Origin of the sequence: Acinetobacter sp. YH18001, assembly GCF_013416975.1 — a bacterium.
Taxonomy (GTDB): domain Bacteria; phylum Pseudomonadota; class Gammaproteobacteria; order Pseudomonadales; family Moraxellaceae; genus Acinetobacter; species Acinetobacter pseudolwoffii.
On the sequence record NZ_VPEU01000018.1, the window covers coordinates 35011 to 54679 of the forward strand.

Sequence of the window (19669 nt, forward strand, 5' to 3'; positions counted from 1 at the left end):
CTATAAAATACGGCTCAATATTGAAGCCCTCAGGTCACTGACATGCTTTTGTTTAGACAAAGCACCGCGGCGGTAGTTGTCCCTACCGATTTCAGCGAATTTCAACGTGGCATGAAAGATTCTATTCCCATGCTTTTAGGGATTATCCCCTTTGCGCTGGTGCTGGGTGCAACGGCAGTACAGAAAAATTTCAGCTTGCTCGAAGTGCCATTACTGACAGGTTTGAACTTTGCCGGCGGTTCTGAATTTGCCATTCTGGAAGTCTGGAGCAGTCCACCAAATTTACTCATGCTGATGTTCATTACCTTTCTGGTAAATAGCCGGCATCTGTTGATGGGCGCCAGTTTGGTTCCGTATTTAAAGCATCTCCCGAATCGTAAAGTTTTTCCGGCGCTGTTTTTTATGGTCGATGAAAGCTGGGCACTCGGTCTGGCTGATGCACAAAGGAAACAGGCGCAACTGGGTTATCGTGCTGCGTTTAGCATGCCCTACTATGCCGGTTTATGTTTCTGTCTTTATCTGATGTGGGTCGGTTTTACCACACTGGGCGCGATGCTTGGACCTGTTTTAGGCGATATCAACCGCTGGGGCTTTGATATGGCCTTTCCTGCTGTATTTCTGGTGTTGATGCGAAGCATGTGGAAAGGTTTTGAGGCTGCCCGGCCATGGCTGGTCAGTTTAGTCTGTGCGGCTTTGGCTTATTTATATTTACCTGCGGGCTGGTACGTGCCAATTGGCGCCTTGTCTGGAATCGCTTCGGCATTTTTCCTGATTCAAGAGGATCAAACATGATCCAGATGAGCACCTTGGTGGCTATTATCCTGATTGCTGCGACCACCTATTTAACCCGGATCTTGGGCTATGTCTTATTAAAAAACAAACCGCTGACACAGCGCCAGCGTAAAATTCTGGAAGTAGTCCCCGGCTGCGTGCTGATTTCAGTCATCGCACCGTATTTTGTACGCGACAACCCTGCAGATCTGATCGCTTTGGCTTTAACGCTGTTCGCCGCTACGCGTTTTGGCTTGCTCCCCACAGTTGCCATCAGCATGGTGTCTGCAGCCGTCTTAAGAACTCTTCTCGTCTAGCCCTCAAACAGAACACTTTATATGATTTCTAAAGGGATTCTGTTTATTTCTGTGGGTCTACGACCTTGGTGAGCAGGCTGACCAGCTCTGCATTTTGCAACTCGACCTGCTGCAGTTTGGTTGTGGTCTGATCCAGCACTTCCTGCTGTACATGCATTTTTTTAGCCAAGTCCTGCATAATTTCCAGGGTCTTTTTTAAATTTTCTTCCAGATGCGCGACTTTCTCTTCTACCGGCACGCCCTCCACAACACCTGAACCATCATTCTGATTGAACTGCAGCCAGATTAGAAAAATCACTGCCAATGTGAGCAGTATAATAAATCCCCAAACCAACATCATATGCTTGCTCTTATTTCATTTTATTGGCTTTATCTTAACGAAAAATCATGCAGATGATGCAAATAATTCAAGCACTCACGCTGCTTTTCGATCAATTACGCGCAAATTCTATTAAAACAACGCATATCAAGAATGTTTAAAGCAAAAAAAGCACCGTATATCGGCACTTTTCAGGCTTAGCAAAGTCAAACTTAATGAAAAGATTCACATAAATCCAGCAAGCGGTTGGCATAACCCCATTCATTGTCATACCAGGCAAAGACCTTGGCCTGTTGTCCCACCACTAGGGTTTGGGTCAGGTCAACGATCAAGGAATAAGGAGAATGATTAAAATCACTCGACACCAAAGGTTCATCCGTCACTGACATGATTTCGGCAAAATCCTGTCGCGCCGCCTTAATTAACACTTCATTCAGTTTATGATCGGTAATCGGTGACTGGGAAACAAAGGTCAGGTCAATTGCTGCGACATTAATGGTCGGCACCCGAATTGAATAACCGTCAATCCGATCTTCCATTTTTGGCATAACCCGCTTTAATGCACCCAGCGCACTGGATGTGGTGGGAATAATATTGTGTCCTGCTGCCCGTGCACGACGCAGATCGCGATGCGCCTGATCCAGCACAGATTGATCTGCGGTCACCGCATGGATTTCGGTCATTAACGCACTGCTGATGCCAAAAGCATCATCGAGGATTTTGACCAGCGGTACTAGGGCCTGAGTGGTACAGGACACACTGGAAATGATCTGGTCGGTGGCTTTAACTTCGTGATGATTGATACCATACACAATCGCAGCATCGACAGTATCAAAGGGTGCTGCGCCAATAATCACCCGTTTCGCCCCTGCCTCAATATGCTGGGTCGCAGCTGCACGGGAACGGAACAGCCCGGTACATTCCAGCACTACATCTACTTCAAGTTTTTGCCAGGGAAGCTGCGCCGGGTTGGCTTCACACAAAACCTGAACTTTTAAGCTGGCATCCTGATAGCTGAGATGCAGATAAATATGTTCGGCATCATAGCTGACGTCTACCTGTCCCGGAAAACGGCCATGGGTTGAGTCATATTTAAACAGATGAATTAAGGTTTCAACATCAGCAATATCGTTAATGGCAACGATTTCAAATTTAAAATCTTTCGGATTTTCAAACCAGGCACGCAATACATTACGTCCAATACGCCCAAATCCATTGATTGCCACTCGTTGCATGACTCAACCTTTTATATGCCTATTTTAAAACTCCTCTATGTTAAAGGATTTCTTGCGCAGTACATGAAAAACTTCAGTGAAAATATTGATTTTCGATTATTTTATTTCTGATACATCGCCCAGTATTCAGATCTTTTAAAATTCTGATGCTGTGTAAATAGATGGATATAACCGAATTGTTCTGAATAGAAAATTCATTTTATGAATTCAGCACTAAACCCGAGTCAATAATTCCTTGGCAATTGGTTTTAAAATGATTGGTGCATACCGCTTTTTCCGTTATAATTTGGCGTTTTAAATTTTTAAGCCCCGCATTGCAGCAGAGCTCTCATGTGCTTGTCAGACTGTGGTGTTTTAGCCAAATCGGAAATTATGGAGTGACTTGGTTGTGAGTACTCGTTTTATGACATCAGCTGAAATTCGTGAAGCATTTTTGCGTTACTTTGAATCGCAAGGGCATACACGTGTCGCGTCGAGTTCACTAGTACCCGCCAATGATCCAACTTTACTGTTCACCAATGCGGGTATGAACCAGTTTAAAGATTGCTTCTTAGGTCTAGAAAAACGCGATTATGTCCGTGCCGTATCATCACAAAAATGCGTACGTGCAGGTGGTAAACACAACGACTTGGATAATGTCGGTTATACCGCGCGTCACCATACCTTCTTTGAAATGTTAGGTAACTTTTCATTTGGTGATTACTTCAAACGTGATGCGATCAAATTTGCCTGGGATTTTTTGACGGGCGATGACTGGTTAGCGCTACCTAAAGATAAGCTTTATGCCACTGTTTATCATACCGATGACGAAGCATTCGACATCTGGAACAAAGAAATCGGCCTAGATGCATCTCGCATTATCCGTATTGGTGACAACAAAGGTGGTCAATACGCATCAGATAACTTCTGGGCGATGGGCGACACAGGTCCTTGCGGCCCATGTTCTGAAATTTTCTTTGACCATGGCGATCACATCTGGGGTGGCCTGCCGGGCACACCTGAAGAAGATGGCGACCGTTTCATTGAAATCTGGAACAACGTTTTCATGCAGTTTAACCGCACGAGTGATGGCGTACTTCATCCGCTTCCAGCGCCTTCTGTAGATACTGGTATGGGTCTTGAGCGTATTTCTGCAGTTTTACAGCATGTCAACTCAAACTACGAAATCGATTTGTTCCAGCACTTACTCAAATCTGCGGCTGAGATCATTGGTCTGGATACTACTGCACTTGAAGCTGAAGCGGCTGAAAAAGGCACACCTGTACAATACCCTGCTTCACTTAAAGTGGTTGCTGACCATGCACGTTCATGTTCATTCCTGATTGCTGATGGCGTAAATCCATCAAATGAAGGTCGTGGTTATGTACTGCGTCGTATCATCCGCCGTGCAGTGCGTCACGGTAACAAACTGGGTGCGACCGGTTCATTCTTCCATAAAATGTTGCAGCCGCTTATTGAAGTGATGGGCGAAGCATATCCAGAACTTGCAGCACAACAAGCACGTATCGAAGCTCAACTGCTCAAAGAAGAAGAACAATTTGCCAAAACACTTGAGCAAGGTTTGAAATTGCTTGAAGGCGAATTGGCACAATTAAAAGGTTCTGTGATTCCGGGTGAAGTGGTTTTCAAACTTTACGACACTTACGGTTTCCCGACGGACTTAACTGCGGATATCGCACGTGAACGTGACTTAAGCATTGACGAAGCTGGCTTTGAAGTTGAAATGGCAGCACAGCGTCAACGTGCGCGTGATGCAGGTAAATTCGCGATCGATTACAACAGTGTTGTCAAAGTTGAAGGCGAAACTCAATTTGATGGTTATGATGCAACTGCAGGCGAAGGCCAAATCATCGCAATCTATAAAGATGGCGAGCAAGTAGATGAAGTCGTTGAAGGCGACGAAGCTTTAATCGTACTCAACCAGACTCCTTTCTATGCAGAAAGCGGTGGTCAAATCGGTGATACAGGTATTTTCAAAAACTATACCGGGATTTTCGAAGTTCAGGACACGAAAAAATCTGGTGGTGCATTTGTACACCAAGGCATCGTGACCATGGGTAACTTGAAAGTTACTCAAAATGTAGAAGCAACAGTGCAAGCCGAGATTCGTGCAGCAACTGCACGCAACCACTCTGCAACTCACCTACTACATGCTGCGCTGCGTCAAATTCTGGGCTCACATGTACAACAAAAGGGTTCATTGGTCGCATCTGATGTGTTACGTTTTGACTTTGCCAATGATCAACCGGTTAGCTTTGAACAGCTGCAAGAAATTGAACGTCTGGTCAATGCTGAAGTAATTGCCAATACTGCGGTGTCTACTGAACTGCTGGATATTGAATCTGCCAAAGCCAAAGGCGCGATGATGCTGTTCGGCGAAAAATACGGTGACGAAGTCCGTGTATTGTCGATGGGTTCAGTGATTGAAGAGAAAAATTTCTCCATCGAGCTTTGCGGTGGTATTCACGTAAAACGTACCGGTGACATCGGTCTGTTCAAGATCACTTCTGAAGGTGGTGTTGCAGCAGGTATACGTCGTATTGAAGCAGTGACAGGCACCAAAGCAGTTGAAGTTGCACAAAAAGCCGATCGTGACATCAATACGATTAACGGTTTGCTCAAAGCGCAAAAAGACCAGACTTTAGAAAAAGTTGAAGCGTTAGTTGATACTGCCTCTGGCTTGCAAAAACAGATCGAACAACTGAATCAGAAACTTGCTAGCCTGCAAGCCGGTGAACTTCTAAGCCAAGTTCAAACCATTGCAGGTCGTGCAACCTTGATTACAACCGTTGAAAATATGGATGCGAAAGCACTACGCAACCTGCATGACGGTGTGAAATCAAAATTAGAAAATGCAGTCATTGTGCTTGCAGGTGTAGAGGGTGACAAGGTGAGCTTGATCGCATCTGTAGCAAAAGACTTTACTGCATCTATAAAAGCGGGTGACATCATCAAACATCTGGCAACCGAGCTGGGTGGTAAAGGTGGTGGTAAACCTGACTTGGCACAAGGTGGCGCGCCACTTAACGAGAAGTTTGCTCCGGTGATGGCAGATTTAACTGCCTGGCTGGCAGCAAAATAAAACTTCAATTTTGTGTAACTGACCCTGATAGGACTATCAGGGTCATGGCTTATATGGAACAACTATGGCACTAATCGTTCAAAAATATGGCGGTACCTCTATGGGTACTCCCGAGCGCATTTTAAATGTTGCTCGTCGTGTGAAACGCTGGCATGACCATGGCCACAAGGTGGTTGTGGTTGTATCAGCGATGAGTGGCGAAACCAATCGTCTGCTTGCTCTCGCGAAAGCCATTACCGAAACCCCTGACCCACGTGAACTAGACCAGATGGTCTCTACGGGTGAGCAGGTTACGATTTCTATGTTAGCGATGGCGCTCAACTCTATTGGCGTTGAAGCAAAATCACTGACAGGTCGCCAGGTTGGCATGAAAACCGACAGCTCATTCAATAAGGCACGTATCGAATCAATTGATACTGAAGTCCTGAACTCGAATCTGGATGCTGGCCGTGTACTTGTAGTTGCAGGTTTCCAGGGTTTTGACGAGCATGGCAATACCACCACTTTAGGCCGCGGCGGTTCTGATACTTCAGGTGTCGCGATTGCTGCTGCACTAAAAGCCGATGAATGCCAGATTTATACAGACGTTGATGGCGTATATACCACTGATCCACGTGTTGCACCCAAAGCCAAGAAAGTTGACCGTATTTCCTTTGAAGAAATGCTTGAAATGGCGTCACTGGGTTCAAAAGTCCTGCAAATTCGTGCAGTTGAATTTGCCGGTAAATATCAAGTACCTTTACGCGTATTATCCAGCTTCGACAATGACAATGATGGCGCATTCGACGAAGAATTTAAGCAAAACGTGGGTACACTTATTACGACTGAATTGGAAGACAATATGGAACAGCCAATTATCTCCGGTATCGCATTTAACCGTGACGAAGCAAAATTAACGATTTTAGGTGTACCTGATGAACCGGGCATCGCCTCTAAAATTTTGTGCCCGATTGGTGATGCCAATGTTGAAGTGGATATGATTATCCAGAACGTTGAAGAAGATGGTACGACTGATTTTACTTTTACAGTCAACCGCAGCGAATTGAACAAGGCCAAAGCCATTCTCGAAGCAACCGCTCAGGAAATTGGTGCACGTGAAGTCGCTACCCGTTCAGATATCGTCAAAGTTTCTATCGTCGGTGTAGGCATGCGTTCACATGCAGGTGTTGCAAGCAAAATGTTTACCGCACTGGCAGCTGAAGGTATTAACATCCTGATGATCTCTACTTCTGAAATCAAAATTTCAGTGATTATTGAAGAAAACTATCTGGAACTTGCAGTTCGTTCACTGCATACCGCCTTCGGTCTAGACCGCGAACAAGGTGAATCAAGCGTACGCGCTTAAGAGGAATGACAAAATATTGTCATTGTTTGACAGTATTCTATAAATCTCTACAAAAATTCAGAGCCACTATAGTTTTTTTTATAGTGGCTCTGTTATATTAAGCCTGAGGATTTTTAAAAAACTGAGATAGATTAAAATCTTTCACCCAGATGACAGAATTTCTATCCAGATTTTATTTTTTAATTTTTGGTTGTGTTTTTGTTTTATATTCAATAGATTGCAGGTTTTGCATTTTGCAAGGAGAGAAACATGCTGATTTTGACTCGACGTGTCGGGGAAACTTTAATGATTGGAGACCAAGTCAGCGTGACTGTGCTTGGTGTAAAAGGTAATCAGGTTCGTATTGGGGTCAATGCTCCGAAAGAAGTCTCTGTGCACCGTGAAGAGATTTACCAGCGTATCCAGCATGAACGTGCAATGCATGAACATCTTCAGCATATCGATCAGGATTTCCAACCTTCGTATGAAGATGAAAACCAAACACAAAATAACTTTAACCGTTAATTTTTGTGTAAATCATAAAGCGGCTTTGAAGCCGCTTTTAATTGATCTATACTTTAATGAATACACATTTCAATATTCAGAACCTTTAAATTAAATAAGAATTAAAGTTCTGCGCCCTGCTGTTCCAGCAATGCTGCAACTACCTTTTTTACCGGCCCAAAACTACGACGGTGCTCATCAATCACCCCATGCAAGGCAATCGCTTCAAAATGTGCTTTGGTTGGATAGCCCTTGTGCTTGGCAAAACCAAATTGTGGATGCTTTAGATCCATCTCAATCATTTGATGATCACGGGTAACTTTGGCCAGAATACTAGCAGCAGAAATTTCTGCATGCAAAGCATCGCCACCAATGATCGCGTCACAGCTCATCGTTAGCCCCTGAGGGACTTTATTGCCATCGACCAGCACATGCTCAGGTTGAATCGCTAAAGCTTCTACAGCACGGCGCATTGCCAGTAAGGATGCCTGCAGAATATTATGCTCATCAATTTCTGCTGCTGACGCCTCAGCAATTGCCCAAGCCAGCGCTTTTTCCTGAATTTCGATAAAAAGTTTTTCACGCTTCTTTTCAGTCAGTTTTTTAGAGTCATTTAGACCTTCAATCGGGTTATTTGGATCTAAAATTACCGCGGCCGCCACCACTGAACCGACCAGCGGTCCACGCCCTGCTTCATCTACACCAGCAATTTTCATGTCATTTCCCATAAAAAATAGGCTGAACCTGTCAGCCTATTTCAATTTAATCTTGGCTTAGTTTACAGCTTCAGCCACACAAGCGTTAATGGTTTTTGCAACCACATTGCCCACGATTGTGGTACGTGCCACCGGATCAATCGCAGCAGTCGCCAAATCAACCGCTGTCACATTTTGCGGTGCTTTTTCGCTGACACAGCCACAAATTTCAGACTGGATATTTTGCTTTTGTGTTGTGGTCATTAAACGTGTTGCCGTTTGCCACGCTGGAATATTATTCAGTTCAGTGGTGCATTTTGCATTGATCGCGATTTTAAGCGCAGTGCCGCCCAGTTGTTGAGTGGTACTTGGCGCCTCAGAAGTGCCTGTCGCTGTACACGCTGATAAAACCAGAGTCAGTGGTGCAAGTACAGCCAATAATTTTTTCACAGATATATTCCTTATTCATTCATAGATGAAGACTGTCGCTATTGTGCCGAAATTCACCTGAATAAGAAATCTAAAAATCACTAAGCATGTTTAATCTACAGCCAACCAATTTAATAGATGTTGCATGAAAGCCACCATAGCGTTGCAGATTTGGAATTGCTGAATTGATTCACCCTTTGCTAAGGTTCGGCCTTATTGAAGAGCAACGGAATATCTAGATGAATAAATCACTGTATTACACACGAACAGCGCAATGGCTGCATTGGATCATGGCGGTTATTTTTATTGCGGCCTGGCTCATCGGTTTTTATAGTGGTAATTTTTTAAGTTATGAGGTTGATGGCAGCTTTAAGGGTGATGTGATTTCACTGCATAAAAATATTGCAACCACCATTATTTTCCTGCTCGTTGTTCGAATTTTCTGGCGCTATACCCATCCGGCGCCGTCACTGCCTGAGAGTATGTCACCGCGGATGAAAACGTTGGCACATGCTGGTCATCTGGCGCTGTATTTCATGCTGATTGCCCTACCCCTTACAGGTTGTTTGTATAGCTGGAGTTTGGGTTATCCAGCACCGGTGCTGTATTTATTTAACCTGCCACCCCTCATTGCCGAAAACTCGGCTGTGACCGCTATTGTTAAGCCCTTGCATATCTGGCTTTCCTGGGCAGTCGGCGTTCTACTGGTTGGCCATATTGCCGCAGCCTTTAAACATCATTTTATCGATAAAGATCATGTATTAAAAAGTATGACCCAACAGGATAAATAATTAGACCATTAATATGGGCTAAATAATGTTCTCAGTCTGTGCTTGCAGGCTGTTTCATTAAATAAATTCCTTGAGACAACTTCTGAGACTGTTTGCAATCGCTTTTTGCGTCAGTTCTTTTTTGGCTGTTTCATCAACTGTGGCTTGTAACAAAGTTTTGGCAGGCACATCTTTTAACGCATGCTCACCCACACATGAACACACATTTTTCTCAAGTTCAACTTTACTGGTGTCCTGCATTAAGTAGGTCGAAACTTTCCAAACTTTGGAATTTTGCAGCTCTTTACTGCATTGATATTCAATCAAAGGTTTTAAAGTACGCTGTGTCAATGTCATATCCGCACTAGAACAGGCAGAAATCAACAATATGCTGAGGATCAGAAGTAAACTTTTCAATTTCATATTGGCCTATAAAAATGATAAAGGCAGAGCGAACTCTGCCTTTTGTAAAAACTTAAACCAAGGCACGGATCTGGTTGATCCATTTCTCTTTTTCAGCCTCTGGAATAAACGACGCTTCAAAGGAGTGCGTTGCCAACTGCTTTAATTCCTCGTTACTCAAGTCTAGCGCTTCAGCAATGGCAATAAAGTTGTCATTCATATAGCCACCAAAATAGGATGGATCATCTGAGTTGACTGTAACATGGACACCCTGCTGCAAGAGACGACGGATATTATGCTGCTGCATATCCTCGACCACACAAAGCTTCAGATTTGACAGCGGGCACACCGTTAAGGGCATTTTTTCGCGAATCAACCGTTGCATTAACTCAGAATCTTCTTCTGAACGCACCCCATGATCAATACGATTAACTTTCAGTAAATCCAGAGCTTCCCAGACATATTCTGCCGGGCCTTCTTCGCCCGCATGTGCTACGACCAAAAACCCTGCTTCACGCGCTTTGGCAAAGACACGTTCAAATTTAGAAGGTGGATGCCCGACTTCACTTGAATCCAGACCAATCGCAATAATCTGGTCTTTATAGGGCAATGCCTGCTCCAGCGTTTCAAAGGCCGCTTCTTCACTTAAATGACGCAGGAAACACATGATCAAATGTGAGCTGATTCCAAGCTTGGCCTTGGCATCATCGCAGGCTTTTTGCAGGCCATTGATGACGGTCGCAAAAGCAATTCCACGGTCGGTATGCGTTTGCGGATCGAAGAACATTTCTGTATGCACCACATTGTCTTCGGCACATTTTTCAAAATAGGCCCAAGCCAGGTCATAAAAGTCCTGTTCATGGATCAGTACATTGGCCCCGGCATAATAAATATCCAGGAAGGACTGAAGATTATGGAAATTATAAGCCTGCTTAACTTCCTCGACAGATTTATACGGGATGGCAATCTGATTACGCTGAGCGATTGCAAACATTAGCTCAGGCTCAAAAGTGCCTTCAATATGAACATGAAGCTCGGCTTTTGGCAAAGCGCGAATCAACTCAAGACGGTTCATCACTTCTCCTCGTGAAACCTTTAAATAATAAAAAAGGGCGCAAACTCAGTTTACACCCTTTCTGAATGTAGAAAAATTAGCCACCAAACAGTGCGAATTTAAGCGTCCATAGAACAGCAATAATCCAGACCATATACGGTACAGTCGCAGCCTTACCAGTCAACAACTTGATCAGTGCATAGCTGATAAAGCCCATCGCAATACCATCCGCAATCGAATAGGTAAATGGCATAAATACGATGGTTAAAAATGCCGGTACTGCCTCAGTAATATCTTCCCAGTCAATATGGACGATACCCTGAATCATCAACACACCAACAAATAACAATGCTGGCGCAGTGGCAAAACTCGGAACTGATTGTGCAAGCGGTGCCAGGAATAAACAGGCAATAAACAGCAATCCAACCACCACGGCGGTTAGACCGGTACGACCACCTGCTGCCACACCCGCAGAAGATTCAATATAAGGCGTAGTTGAAGAAGTACCCAGTGCCGCACCAGCAACAATCGCTGATGAGTCAGCAAATAAGGCTTTCTTCAAACGTGGTAATTTCCCGTCTTTTAACAGACCTGCACGATGCGAAACACCAACCAACGTCCCGGTAGAGTCAAACAGATCGACCAGGAAGAAAACAAAAATCACTCCAATTAAACTGGCAGTAAAGAGGCCTTCAAAATCCATTTGCATGAATGTTGGAGCCAGCGATGGAATATGACCCACTACACCTTGGAATTCGTTATAACCTAGTGCCGTTGCAATGGCAGTCACCACCAGAATACTGATGATAATCGCACCACGGACTTTAAACTGGTGCATTACCACAACCAACAAAAAGCCAAAAAGTGCTAATAATACAGAAGGTTGTTTCAGATCACCCAAGCCCACCAGTGTGGCTGGATTATCCACAATAATTCCGGCATTTTTCAGTGCAACCAATGCCAGGAACAAGCCAATACCACCACCAATCGCGAGCTTGAGCGACATTGGAATTGCATTGACAATGGCTTCACGTATTTTAAACAGGCTAATGGCAATAAAGACCAGACCTGAAACAAAAACTGCACCCAAGGCGGTTTGCCAAGGCACCCCCATTCCCAGACATACAGAATAGGTAAAGAAGGCATTTAAGCCCATGCCTGGTGCCAGCGCAATTGGATAATTCGCAATCAGGCCCATGACTAAACAGCCAATCGCAGCTGCAAGACAGGTTGCTACAAAGACAGCCCCATGATCCATCCCTGTTTCGGACAAGATCATTGGATTGACAATAATGATGTAACACATGGTTAAGAATGTAGTTACACCAGCCAGAACTTCTGTACGGAAACTGGTTTTGTTTTCACTCAGTTTAAACAGACGTTCAAGCATATTTTCTGAAGATGGATTAGGAGTCGTCATGACCTAGCCCCTATTGAGTAAACTTTATGCTTCAAGCACGCCGTCAAATAAATGAAATTTCACAAAAAATTCATTTATTTTGAGGATGTGTTAGCAACGAATATGCCAGTATAGCCATTTGACGGGTTCAAATGTTTGAACAGCTTACAGCCCCAGGGCTATGCTATAAAAACCCCAAAAAATCTAAACAAAAAAGCTGCATAACTTTTATGCAGCTCTATTTAATGATATAAATCAAATGCTTAGAAAGATGAAGTTTGCTTCATCTTTATAGGTGGCAAATTATAACACATTGATTTCTGATTGCTTCTTTGATTTTATACTTTATTTAAAATCAATCTATTTAATTCGAATATTTTTAATATTTTATTATATTTATTATTGAGTTAATTTTATTAATTACGCTAAATTGAAAAAAAAGAAAATTGATGCATGTGTTAATGTCGATGCCGATTAGAGTCTAACAATTTGCTGGAGTCACGCGCTTCATTCAAGACATGACGGATTTTTTCGTATTTTCTGATTTCTGCCTGTTTATGCACGCAGAATCCTAATACACTGACCATTAACACAAAAACAGGAATAGCATGTATTTTCATTTTTATTATTCTGCTTTGTAACACTGTGCAATTATGCTAACAAAAAACCTAATAAACTTGTGACTTACTTTACATTTAACCCGATAGAATGCACTTCTTAAACCGTTTAGCGATATTTTTCTATCGTTTTATTTATTATTACTTAATTAATTTTTCATTCTTTCTTCAAATGTGCAGCAACCGCAGTACGGGTTTGCGTCAGCATATTCTTTAACTCTATATTTTTAGCATTTGGAATCAACTGCTTGTCGAGCATTGTCACCACTTTACGATGGACTTCAACTTGACTCATCATATAGTCCTTATCTGTTACGGATGACTGACTCAGTTTGGCCACCACCTTATCACTATCATTTTGCAATCCAGTACTGAGAGTGCTGGTTTGTGGCGTTAAATTTAAACGATTTGCCAAGGCTTGAGCTTTTTTCTCATTTGCTGAATGATCATTAATCATCATTTGGGCATACTTGCGGGCTTCATCTGTCTTCAGTTTAGGCAGGGCTGTTTTTGCCTGCTTAATCTCACCGTTGTTCGCTGTACTTAATACCTTAATCACCTGACTGTCAGTTAAAGTCACACGACTGTCATTCGACACTTGGGAATGCTGTTGAGCAGTATTCTTAGATTGTTGATTCATTGCCATAGTTTGGCCTGCAGCAAAAACCAATACACCACTGACTGCAGCACACTGAATCATCTTCTTCATTAAAATAGCTTTCATAATGGCATCCTTTTAAGGTTTTATTGATTAATTTTGCCTTTATAAAATAGGTGAATTAGATTAAAAACAGTGTAATGTTTGAGTTGTTTTTTTAAGCAATATATAAAGCGTTTATTAAGTTAAGCAAAGACTGTTAGTGATTAGTTTATTTATTTCAGGTCAGTAAAAAATGGACTTATTAAAATAATCAATATGCGAATGGCAAGTTTTATATATTTTGACCCAGATTTCAAAATATACCAATCACCTGTCGTTTTTTTATTTTCTAGACACATAAAAATAAAGTAACTTTTAATGCTTTGAATTAAAATACTTTTGTCATACTCACCCCCGCACTCCAATGACGCCCTTCCGCCGGCTCATAGAAACGACCATTACTTTCATTGACAATCACCGAACCGGAATAATCTTTATCAAACAGGTTATCGACACGCGCAAAAGTATTCACTGCCCAATCCTGCATTTTCCAGTTATAGCCAATATTTGTACCAGCGACTGTGTAGCTTGGTGCAGTATCAGAATTTAAGTCATTCACATAAATCTTGTCGGAGTAACGCACATCGAGTCCTGCATGTAAGCCTTTTTCAGGCTTCCAGCCCAGACTGAAAAATGCCTGATTTTTGGCAATCCCCGGAATATAGTTCCCCGATGCTACTCTAGATACTACAACCTCTCCTTCATCATTCCGAAGTTCAGGAATATCTGCATCAAAAGTGGCATCAATATAGCTATAGCTGGCTTGTGCAGTCAGATCTCGCCACAGGTTTTTGTTCCAGGAGAGCTCTACACCTTCTCTTAAGGTTTTATCTGCATTACGAAAAGTTGCGCGCCCACCCTCATTTCCCGCAGAAACAATGTCATTTTCGGTTCTGGTCTGAAAGGCGGCTACGGTGAAATCCCCCCAAGCATTGGCAAATTTCAAACCGACTTCATAGCTTTCACTTTCTGCTGCTTTTAAACTCAAGCTGCGGTTTTCAGCAGTATTTGCCGGATAAGACATTTCGGTAAATGTGGGGGTTTCAAAACCTTGGGCATAACTGGCATAAGCCATCAATTCGGGTAAGGGCTGCCAGCTTAAAGCTAAAGAGGGCAATAACTTTTGATAATCGGTTTTACCGGAATTATCGCCATTGGACAGGAATTTATCTTTAGATTTAAAATGCACATTGCTATAACGCAAACCAGCATCGAATGTCCCGTTTGGCAAGAATGCATAGGATGCTTGTAAATAAGGATCAAGATTCCACAAGCGATTGTCTTCATCCCGGCGTAGTTCACCTTTTACCCCCAAGGTATCACCGACAAAGTTTTGGTAGCCTTTGCGCTCTTCGCTCATGGCATCCACGGCAATACCAGAAATCAGTTTAGTATTTGGAAAAATATCTTTACCTGTCCAGCGCAGGTCAGTGCCGTAGAAATGACGGTCAAAATCAATCACGCCACCGGCATGATTGACTCCACCTTGCGCTGTACGAGGAATCGACTGGTACTGGGTCACTGCCCGTTGTCCCCAATAGGCCATCCCGTAGAGTTCATGCTGATCATTGATCGGTTTATTCCAGGTTATCCCGGTTTGCAGCTGTTCAGTTTCCTTACGTGCATTATATAAAAGGACATTCGCAGCGACCTGTTTAGGATTGGCTTGCCACTGTTCGCGAGTTAAACCACCGGGATCATCTGCAGCAATTTTAACGTAATTATTAATCCAGTTAATTTTAGAGCCGTCCTCCAGATCCCAAGTCAGCTTGGCATTACTCAGGACTTTATGCGCACCGCTATGATCCCGAAAACCGTCAGTATCAAAATAGGATGAACTGATCATATAGCTCGGCTCATTGGCATTTTCTGAACCGCCCTGCAAAACCAGCTTGGTCTGACCTTTATGTTGACTGCCGGCAGAATGACCCAGTTCGATCGAATCAGCACCTTGCCCTTCCCGTGTGGTGGTTAAAATTGTCCCTCCAGAAGAATTACCATATAGCGATGAAAATGCACCGCCTAAAACTTCAATATGCTCCAGACTGTTCAAGTCAATATTCGAGGTTTGCCCCTGCCCATCCGGCATGGTCGCCGGAATTCCATCGACATATAAACGCACGCCGCGTACCCCAAAACTGGAACGGGCACCAAAGCCACGCATTGAAATTTGCAAATCTTGGGCATAGTTTTCACGATTATTGAGCTGTAGCCCTGGAACACCCTTTAAGGTTTCCGAAAGATTCACATTCAGGCTGTTCTGTTGTTCCTGATTGAGATAATACACTGAAGCGGGTGTGCTTAAACGCTCCCGGTCAGTACGGGTCGCCTGCACGATAATCGGTGCGAGTTTTTGTACTGCTCTTGCCGAATTTTCAGCATACAGCGTCTGGCTCATACAGCCGATGAAACAGGACAATGTGATCTTTATAGGAAAATATTGAAGTCTATGCTGCATAATTTTTAGTTCCTGTTTCTACATGAGCCAGACAAAGCCCTAACGAACGGAGCGCACTAGATTATTTATTCTATAAGCCGGCTTGATCTTCAGTGATCTACAAACTCTGGATCTGATTATCAAAATACAGAGATAAATGTTTTTTTAAACCTCTTGATCGAGTGAGTTTATTCAGCACAACAATTTATAAAAGTCTTTCCTTGAGTTATTCAAAATTATGCCCCTTAATTATTTGTTTAATATTTTATAGGGTTATTAGTGCACTTATAAGCTCATAAAACAAATCAACATCATTTCTATACAGGCTTAACTGCTGTATTTTCTGAAGCAGTATCCATCATCAAAAATGATGCATCAGAGCTTATTGCAAGGTGTTAAAGACTGTTTGTTCAAAACTAAAATCATGCCGATAAAAAACATTCACTTTCACGTAAAAATTGAAGTGCTTTTATCCTAAAGTTGCTGAAAATGTATCAAGCCTTAAGTCACTTTTTTGCTCTGGGAGTTAATTTCCATTTAGATGGATAGACACTCCAGTCGAGATCAGGGTGAAGAGTGTGACAGCAGTCTTGGCCGCTTGTAAAAATATCCGCACAACGCTTAGATAAACTTTTCCTGCCATATATGGCGTAAAGAATTTTGATTGTTGATGCTATTTTATGTAATTTAAGTAGTAGAAATCGGGGCGATTAAGACAGTTTGAGCGATGAAATGACGCGTGAACAAGCCATTCCATGCAGTCACTCTTGTCCCAAATCTGAGCGTTGGTATTCATCGCTTGTATAAGGCAGAACGTTGTAGCTGATGGCAAGTGCGGGTATTTACCCTCATCGCATTCTTGTAAAGATGCAGCTGCCAAGCAACTGAAACCTGACAAGAAAATAATAAATATATTGCTACAGCCAAATAACCAAGTCTTACAAATCCGGTCTTCATGCAGGCTTGGTTTATGGCTTATTTAATGGGTAAATATCAGCAAGATAAGAACATTTCCATGCTGCAAGATCAATTAGTAAAATTTCCCGATGCCCTATGGGTGCAAATCTATAAGGACAAAATGCAGTTGATGAATGTCGATGGCACGATTACGCATACGTTACTGCCCGAGGTGCCTTATGCCCATCCACGGAGTATCATCGCGGACTTTGATGCAGCTGCGGTGACACTAAAGCAGCTCTTGCCGACCTCTATGATGCAGAAATTATTTAGCTCTATTGCGTTGCTGCAAATTATGGACTTGCCTGAAGATGGTTTGACTGAACTTGAAAAACGAGCTTTGCTAGAACTTGGTTATGAAAGTAGTGTGCAGAATGTCATTCTGTTTGACCATGCAGGCAATGCCCTGACCAAGGCCAAACTTCCGCCACAACACCGAACGACCATCATTAAAATTTTGCTGGTGATCATTATTATGGTGGTGATTGCATCGACTTGGTTTTTGACGCTTTAAGTGTTGGGGGCTAATCCAGTAGCCTAAACCTGAGATGGTTTGATTCTGAAGCTACATCAAAGCTATCTGAACTCATTCAGTACAGATCAACCGAAACCAATAAATCCTGATGGCAATGTTTTAAAGACCGAATGCCGGCTCCATATCTATGCTACAAGCCAAGACTATTTATTGATTAAAAATATTCGAGAATTTTTATGTATTTAACCAAAGATATCTTCCCTTCATCTTAGAAAAATTCATATAGATTATCTTGTGATTGATGTAACAGAAAGTTCTAAAAATCAGTTTAATTTTGAGCATATTTCCCCTCACCTCTGGAATGAATATTACATGTATCATGTTTATAATCTTTATAGCTTTAGATTAAGTGAAGAACTTAGCAATATTACGGAAATACGAAACTTTATGACAAGGCTAAAGCCGTACTAATCACCAGGATTGTGGCGCTATTGGCTGGTAGTTAATTTTTGAAATTTCAACAGCTCATTTTGTAAACTCATAAAAAATATAGAACTACCATGATTTTGCATAAATATACAAAAACACCTCAGTGATTTACCATATAGCTATCAATAAAAATTAAACTTAAGGCTTAATCACTTTGAAGCCGTATTATGAAACCTAGGATGCTTTCGATAATACTTCTGTTATTCTTTGGAGGGCACGCTATGAGCTTACCCGTCGTTAAAGTGAGTTTTGTATTTGCAACAAACTATGTTGAAGCACAAAAATTTGATAATTTGGATCAAATTAAAAACGAACTGAACATTTTAAATCAGTATTTTGTCACTGAAAAAAATCAACCCATTTTTAAGTTTGAGTTGAAGCAATACATTTCTTATAAGAAATTCAAGCAAATGAAATGCAATCTCAGTGAATCACTAGAAAGACCAAAGGCTATTGAGCATTCAGATATAATACAAAAATTTCAGCAGTGCTTTAAATCTAAAACTTCTGTGCCAGAAATTTATGTCTTTATTTTTAATGGCTATAACTCAAAATTAGGATTTAAAGCTGCTGATAGTTGGGGATTTCACAATAGTGGCAGACCAGTTGTGCTGCTGGATTGGGAACGGCTGAACTATAATGTCCAAGCCGCTCTCCCTCATGAGATGGGACATGCTTTTGGCTTACGCCACGTTTGTATAAAAGGAGCGAAATTTAAAGACGCTACCAATTTGATGGCCAGTAAAGGGGGATGTGATGGTAGCGGTGGTCAGCGAAATATTGGATTCAATCCTGATCAGATAAAAATAATTTTAGAATATTATACGAATTTAACCAAACGCTTGCAAAAATCTAAATAATATTCTTCTCAAAATAATAAGGCCATTTTGTCGTATTAATATAATCAAACTCATTATTAGCATAGAATTTTTGAACAGCTTTGAATTCCTCGATCTGTACAAAATCAGGTTGCCACATACTTTTTCTATTATTAGACAGAATTGGTAACAACCTTAATACCATTTTATCTTGTTCAAAAATCAACTGTGCAATTATTCCAAAAGGCAAAGCATTTGGATAGCCATCATACTCTCCATCACTATTAAAAATCCCATTCCCTATACTATACAGCACAACTTTATTTTCAAATTGCTCTATAGATTGTAAGGTATGAGCTCCATGACCTATGATTAAGTCTGCGCCGTAATTAAATAACTGCTTTGCGATATGACGTTGATAATGTTGCGTTGGCAAAAAATCTACCCCCCAATGTGCCAATACAATAACCATGTGTTCAGGATAATGCTTTTTTTCGTATTGGACTGCTTCACTAAGCATACTTTCTAAAGTCGCCACACCAGGCTGTGAAGGGGTCGCATAGAATTTAAATATTTTTTGGTTAGTTGCTCGATGCCAATAACCTGAATAAAAAGAAATAACACGGCCATTAATTTTTATTCGAATTGGCTTGCATGCATCTACCTCATTCATTCCTGCACCACAAGCATGAATGCCTGCTTGCTTAAGGGTTTTGAGACTATGCCAAACTCCCAGATCCCCATAGTCAGCGATATGGTTATTAGCAAGCGATAAGTAGTGAATATTGGCTTTTTTCAATGCATCTACAGTAGGTTTGTCTTTGGCACCTAAAATAAATTTTTTCAAACCTTTCAAGGGTGACTGAATATTATGA

At 42.0% G+C, this 19669-nt stretch carries 18 protein-coding genes; 8 read left to right on the forward strand and 10 right to left on the reverse strand.

Features of this window, described 5'->3' with window-relative positions; genetic code table 11:
• Nucleotides 1-42 precede the first annotated feature (42 nt).
• Together FTV48_RS07795 and FTV48_RS07800 are read left to right on the forward strand one after the other, a co-directional pair.
• Complete coding sequence (locus FTV48_RS07795; RefSeq protein WP_179999912.1) at nucleotides 43-792, forward strand: AzlC family ABC transporter permease; 750 nt, start codon at nucleotides 43-45, stop codon at nucleotides 790-792.
• The gene (locus FTV48_RS07800; protein ID WP_179999913.1) at nucleotides 789-1088 is read left to right on the forward strand and encodes an AzlD family protein; all 300 of its coding nucleotides are present in this window, start codon (nucleotides 789-791) and stop codon (nucleotides 1086-1088) included. Before FTV48_RS07795 ends, FTV48_RS07800 begins: the two co-directional genes overlap by 4 nt.
• A gap of 43 nt (nucleotides 1089-1131) precedes the next feature.
• Here FTV48_RS07800 and FTV48_RS07805 read toward each other — a convergent pair whose 3' ends face one another.
• Nucleotides 1132-1428, reverse strand: a complete 297-nt coding sequence (locus FTV48_RS07805; RefSeq protein ID WP_005170248.1) for a hypothetical protein — start codon at nucleotides 1426-1428, stop codon at nucleotides 1132-1134.
• A 191-nt stretch (nucleotides 1429-1619) separates the two neighbouring features.
• On the reverse strand, nucleotides 1620-2642 hold the full coding sequence (gene gap, locus FTV48_RS07810; RefSeq protein WP_005097441.1) for a type I glyceraldehyde-3-phosphate dehydrogenase: 1023 nt from the start codon (nucleotides 2640-2642) through the stop codon (nucleotides 1620-1622).
• A 388-nt stretch (nucleotides 2643-3030) separates the two neighbouring features.
• On the opposite strand from gap, the gene alaS reads away from it, so the two are divergent.
• The 3 genes from alaS (at nucleotide 3031) to csrA (ending at nucleotide 7573) form a co-directional block, all read left to right on the forward strand.
• Nucleotides 3031-5724, forward strand: coding sequence for an alanine--tRNA ligase (gene alaS / locus FTV48_RS07815; protein ID WP_171304331.1), 2694 nt, complete (start codon nucleotides 3031-3033; stop codon nucleotides 5722-5724).
• 64 nt (nucleotides 5725-5788) lie between these two features.
• The gene (locus tag FTV48_RS07820) at nucleotides 5789-7069 is read left to right on the forward strand and encodes an aspartate kinase (RefSeq protein ID WP_005097443.1); all 1281 of its coding nucleotides are present in this window, start codon (nucleotides 5789-5791) and stop codon (nucleotides 7067-7069) included.
• 249 nt (nucleotides 7070-7318) lie between these two features.
• Nucleotides 7319-7573, forward strand: coding sequence for a carbon storage regulator CsrA (gene csrA / locus FTV48_RS07825; protein WP_005097444.1), 255 nt, complete (start codon nucleotides 7319-7321; stop codon nucleotides 7571-7573).
• A 101-nt stretch (nucleotides 7574-7674) separates the two neighbouring features.
• Here the strand turns inward: csrA and rnhB are convergent, their stop codons facing one another.
• Together rnhB and FTV48_RS07835 are read right to left on the reverse strand one after the other, a co-directional pair.
• Nucleotides 7675-8268, reverse strand: coding sequence for a ribonuclease HII (rnhB, locus tag FTV48_RS07830; protein WP_005170243.1), 594 nt, complete (start codon nucleotides 8266-8268; stop codon nucleotides 7675-7677).
• Between the two features lie 57 nt (nucleotides 8269-8325).
• The gene (locus FTV48_RS07835; RefSeq protein WP_005097446.1) at nucleotides 8326-8697 is read right to left on the reverse strand and encodes a hypothetical protein; all 372 of its coding nucleotides are present in this window, start codon (nucleotides 8695-8697) and stop codon (nucleotides 8326-8328) included.
• 218 nt (nucleotides 8698-8915) lie between these two features.
• Between FTV48_RS07835 and FTV48_RS07840 the strand changes: the two genes are divergently transcribed.
• A complete protein-coding gene (locus tag FTV48_RS07840) occupies nucleotides 8916-9467 on the forward strand; it encodes a cytochrome b (RefSeq protein ID WP_005170241.1) in 552 nt (183 codons plus the stop codon).
• Nucleotides 9468-9524: 57 nt separating this feature from the next.
• On the opposite strand, the gene FTV48_RS07845 is transcribed toward FTV48_RS07840, so the two are convergent.
• The 5 genes from FTV48_RS07845 to FTV48_RS07865 form a co-directional block, all read right to left on the reverse strand.
• Nucleotides 9525-9869, reverse strand: coding sequence for a hypothetical protein (locus FTV48_RS07845; protein ID WP_179999915.1), 345 nt, complete (start codon nucleotides 9867-9869; stop codon nucleotides 9525-9527).
• A 52-nt stretch (nucleotides 9870-9921) separates the two neighbouring features.
• Nucleotides 9922-10923: an adenosine deaminase gene (locus tag FTV48_RS07850; protein ID WP_005097449.1), complete on the reverse strand. Its 1002-nt coding sequence runs from the start codon at nucleotides 10921-10923 to the stop codon at nucleotides 9922-9924.
• Nucleotides 10924-10999: 76 nt separating this feature from the next.
• A complete protein-coding gene (locus FTV48_RS07855) occupies nucleotides 11000-12322 on the reverse strand; it encodes an NCS2 family permease (protein WP_005097450.1) in 1323 nt (440 codons plus the stop codon).
• Between the two features lie 753 nt (nucleotides 12323-13075).
• Nucleotides 13076-13642: a DUF4142 domain-containing protein gene (locus tag FTV48_RS07860; RefSeq protein ID WP_179999916.1), complete on the reverse strand. Its 567-nt coding sequence runs from the start codon at nucleotides 13640-13642 to the stop codon at nucleotides 13076-13078.
• 304 nt (nucleotides 13643-13946) lie between these two features.
• Entirely contained in the window at nucleotides 13947-16076 is a 2130-nt protein-coding gene (locus FTV48_RS07865) for a TonB-dependent receptor (protein ID WP_179999918.1), read from the reverse strand.
• 949 nt (nucleotides 16077-17025) lie between these two features.
• On the opposite strand from FTV48_RS07865, the gene FTV48_RS07870 reads away from it, so the two are divergent.
• Together FTV48_RS07870 and FTV48_RS07875 are read left to right on the forward strand one after the other, a co-directional pair.
• Nucleotides 17026-17526 (forward strand): hypothetical protein, encoded by a 501-nt coding sequence (locus FTV48_RS07870; RefSeq protein WP_253602704.1) that lies wholly within the window; start codon nucleotides 17026-17028, stop codon nucleotides 17524-17526.
• A gap of 671 nt (nucleotides 17527-18197) precedes the next feature.
• Complete coding sequence (locus FTV48_RS07875; RefSeq protein ID WP_253602703.1) at nucleotides 18198-18836, forward strand: metalloprotease; 639 nt, start codon at nucleotides 18198-18200, stop codon at nucleotides 18834-18836.
• Here the strand turns inward: FTV48_RS07875 and FTV48_RS07880 are convergent.
• On the reverse strand, nucleotides 18829-19669 hold an 841-nt coding region (locus tag FTV48_RS07880), incomplete at its 5' end, for a CapA family protein (protein WP_179999923.1). The genes FTV48_RS07875 and FTV48_RS07880 overlap by 8 nt on opposite strands.

Coding starts and splice junctions, on each gene's coding strand:
- FTV48_RS07845 (WP_179999915.1), bottom strand. CDS start 9,869: ATGAAATTGAAAAGTTTACTTCTGATCCTCAGCATATTGTTGATTTCT.
- FTV48_RS07850 (WP_005097449.1), bottom strand. CDS start 10,923: ATGAACCGTCTTGAGTTGATTCGCGCTTTGCCAAAAGCCGAGCTTCAT.
- FTV48_RS07820 (WP_005097443.1), top strand. CDS start 5,789: ATGGCACTAATCGTTCAAAAATATGGCGGTACCTCTATGGGTACTCCC.
- FTV48_RS07805 (WP_005170248.1), bottom strand. CDS start 1,428: ATGATGTTGGTTTGGGGATTTATTATACTGCTCACATTGGCAGTGATT.
- FTV48_RS07855 (WP_005097450.1), bottom strand. CDS start 12,322: ATGACGACTCCTAATCCATCTTCAGAAAATATGCTTGAACGTCTGTTT.
- csrA (WP_005097444.1), top strand. CDS start 7,319: ATGCTGATTTTGACTCGACGTGTCGGGGAAACTTTAATGATTGGAGAC.
- FTV48_RS07875 (WP_253602703.1), top strand. CDS start 18,198: ATGAGCTTACCCGTCGTTAAAGTGAGTTTTGTATTTGCAACAAACTAT.
- FTV48_RS07840 (WP_005170241.1), top strand. CDS start 8,916: ATGAATAAATCACTGTATTACACACGAACAGCGCAATGGCTGCATTGG.
- FTV48_RS07800 (WP_179999913.1), top strand. CDS start 789: ATGATCCAGATGAGCACCTTGGTGGCTATTATCCTGATTGCTGCGACC.
- FTV48_RS07795 (WP_179999912.1), top strand. CDS start 43: ATGCTTTTGTTTAGACAAAGCACCGCGGCGGTAGTTGTCCCTACCGAT.
- rnhB (WP_005170243.1), bottom strand. CDS start 8,268: ATGAAAATTGCTGGTGTAGATGAAGCAGGGCGTGGACCGCTGGTCGGT.
- FTV48_RS07870 (WP_253602704.1), top strand. CDS start 17,026: ATGGCTTATTTAATGGGTAAATATCAGCAAGATAAGAACATTTCCATG.
- FTV48_RS07865 (WP_179999918.1), bottom strand. CDS start 16,076: ATGCAGCATAGACTTCAATATTTTCCTATAAAGATCACATTGTCCTGT.
- FTV48_RS07860 (WP_179999916.1), bottom strand. CDS start 13,642: ATGAAAGCTATTTTAATGAAGAAGATGATTCAGTGTGCTGCAGTCAGT.
- gap (WP_005097441.1), bottom strand. CDS start 2,642: ATGCAACGAGTGGCAATCAATGGATTTGGGCGTATTGGACGTAATGTA.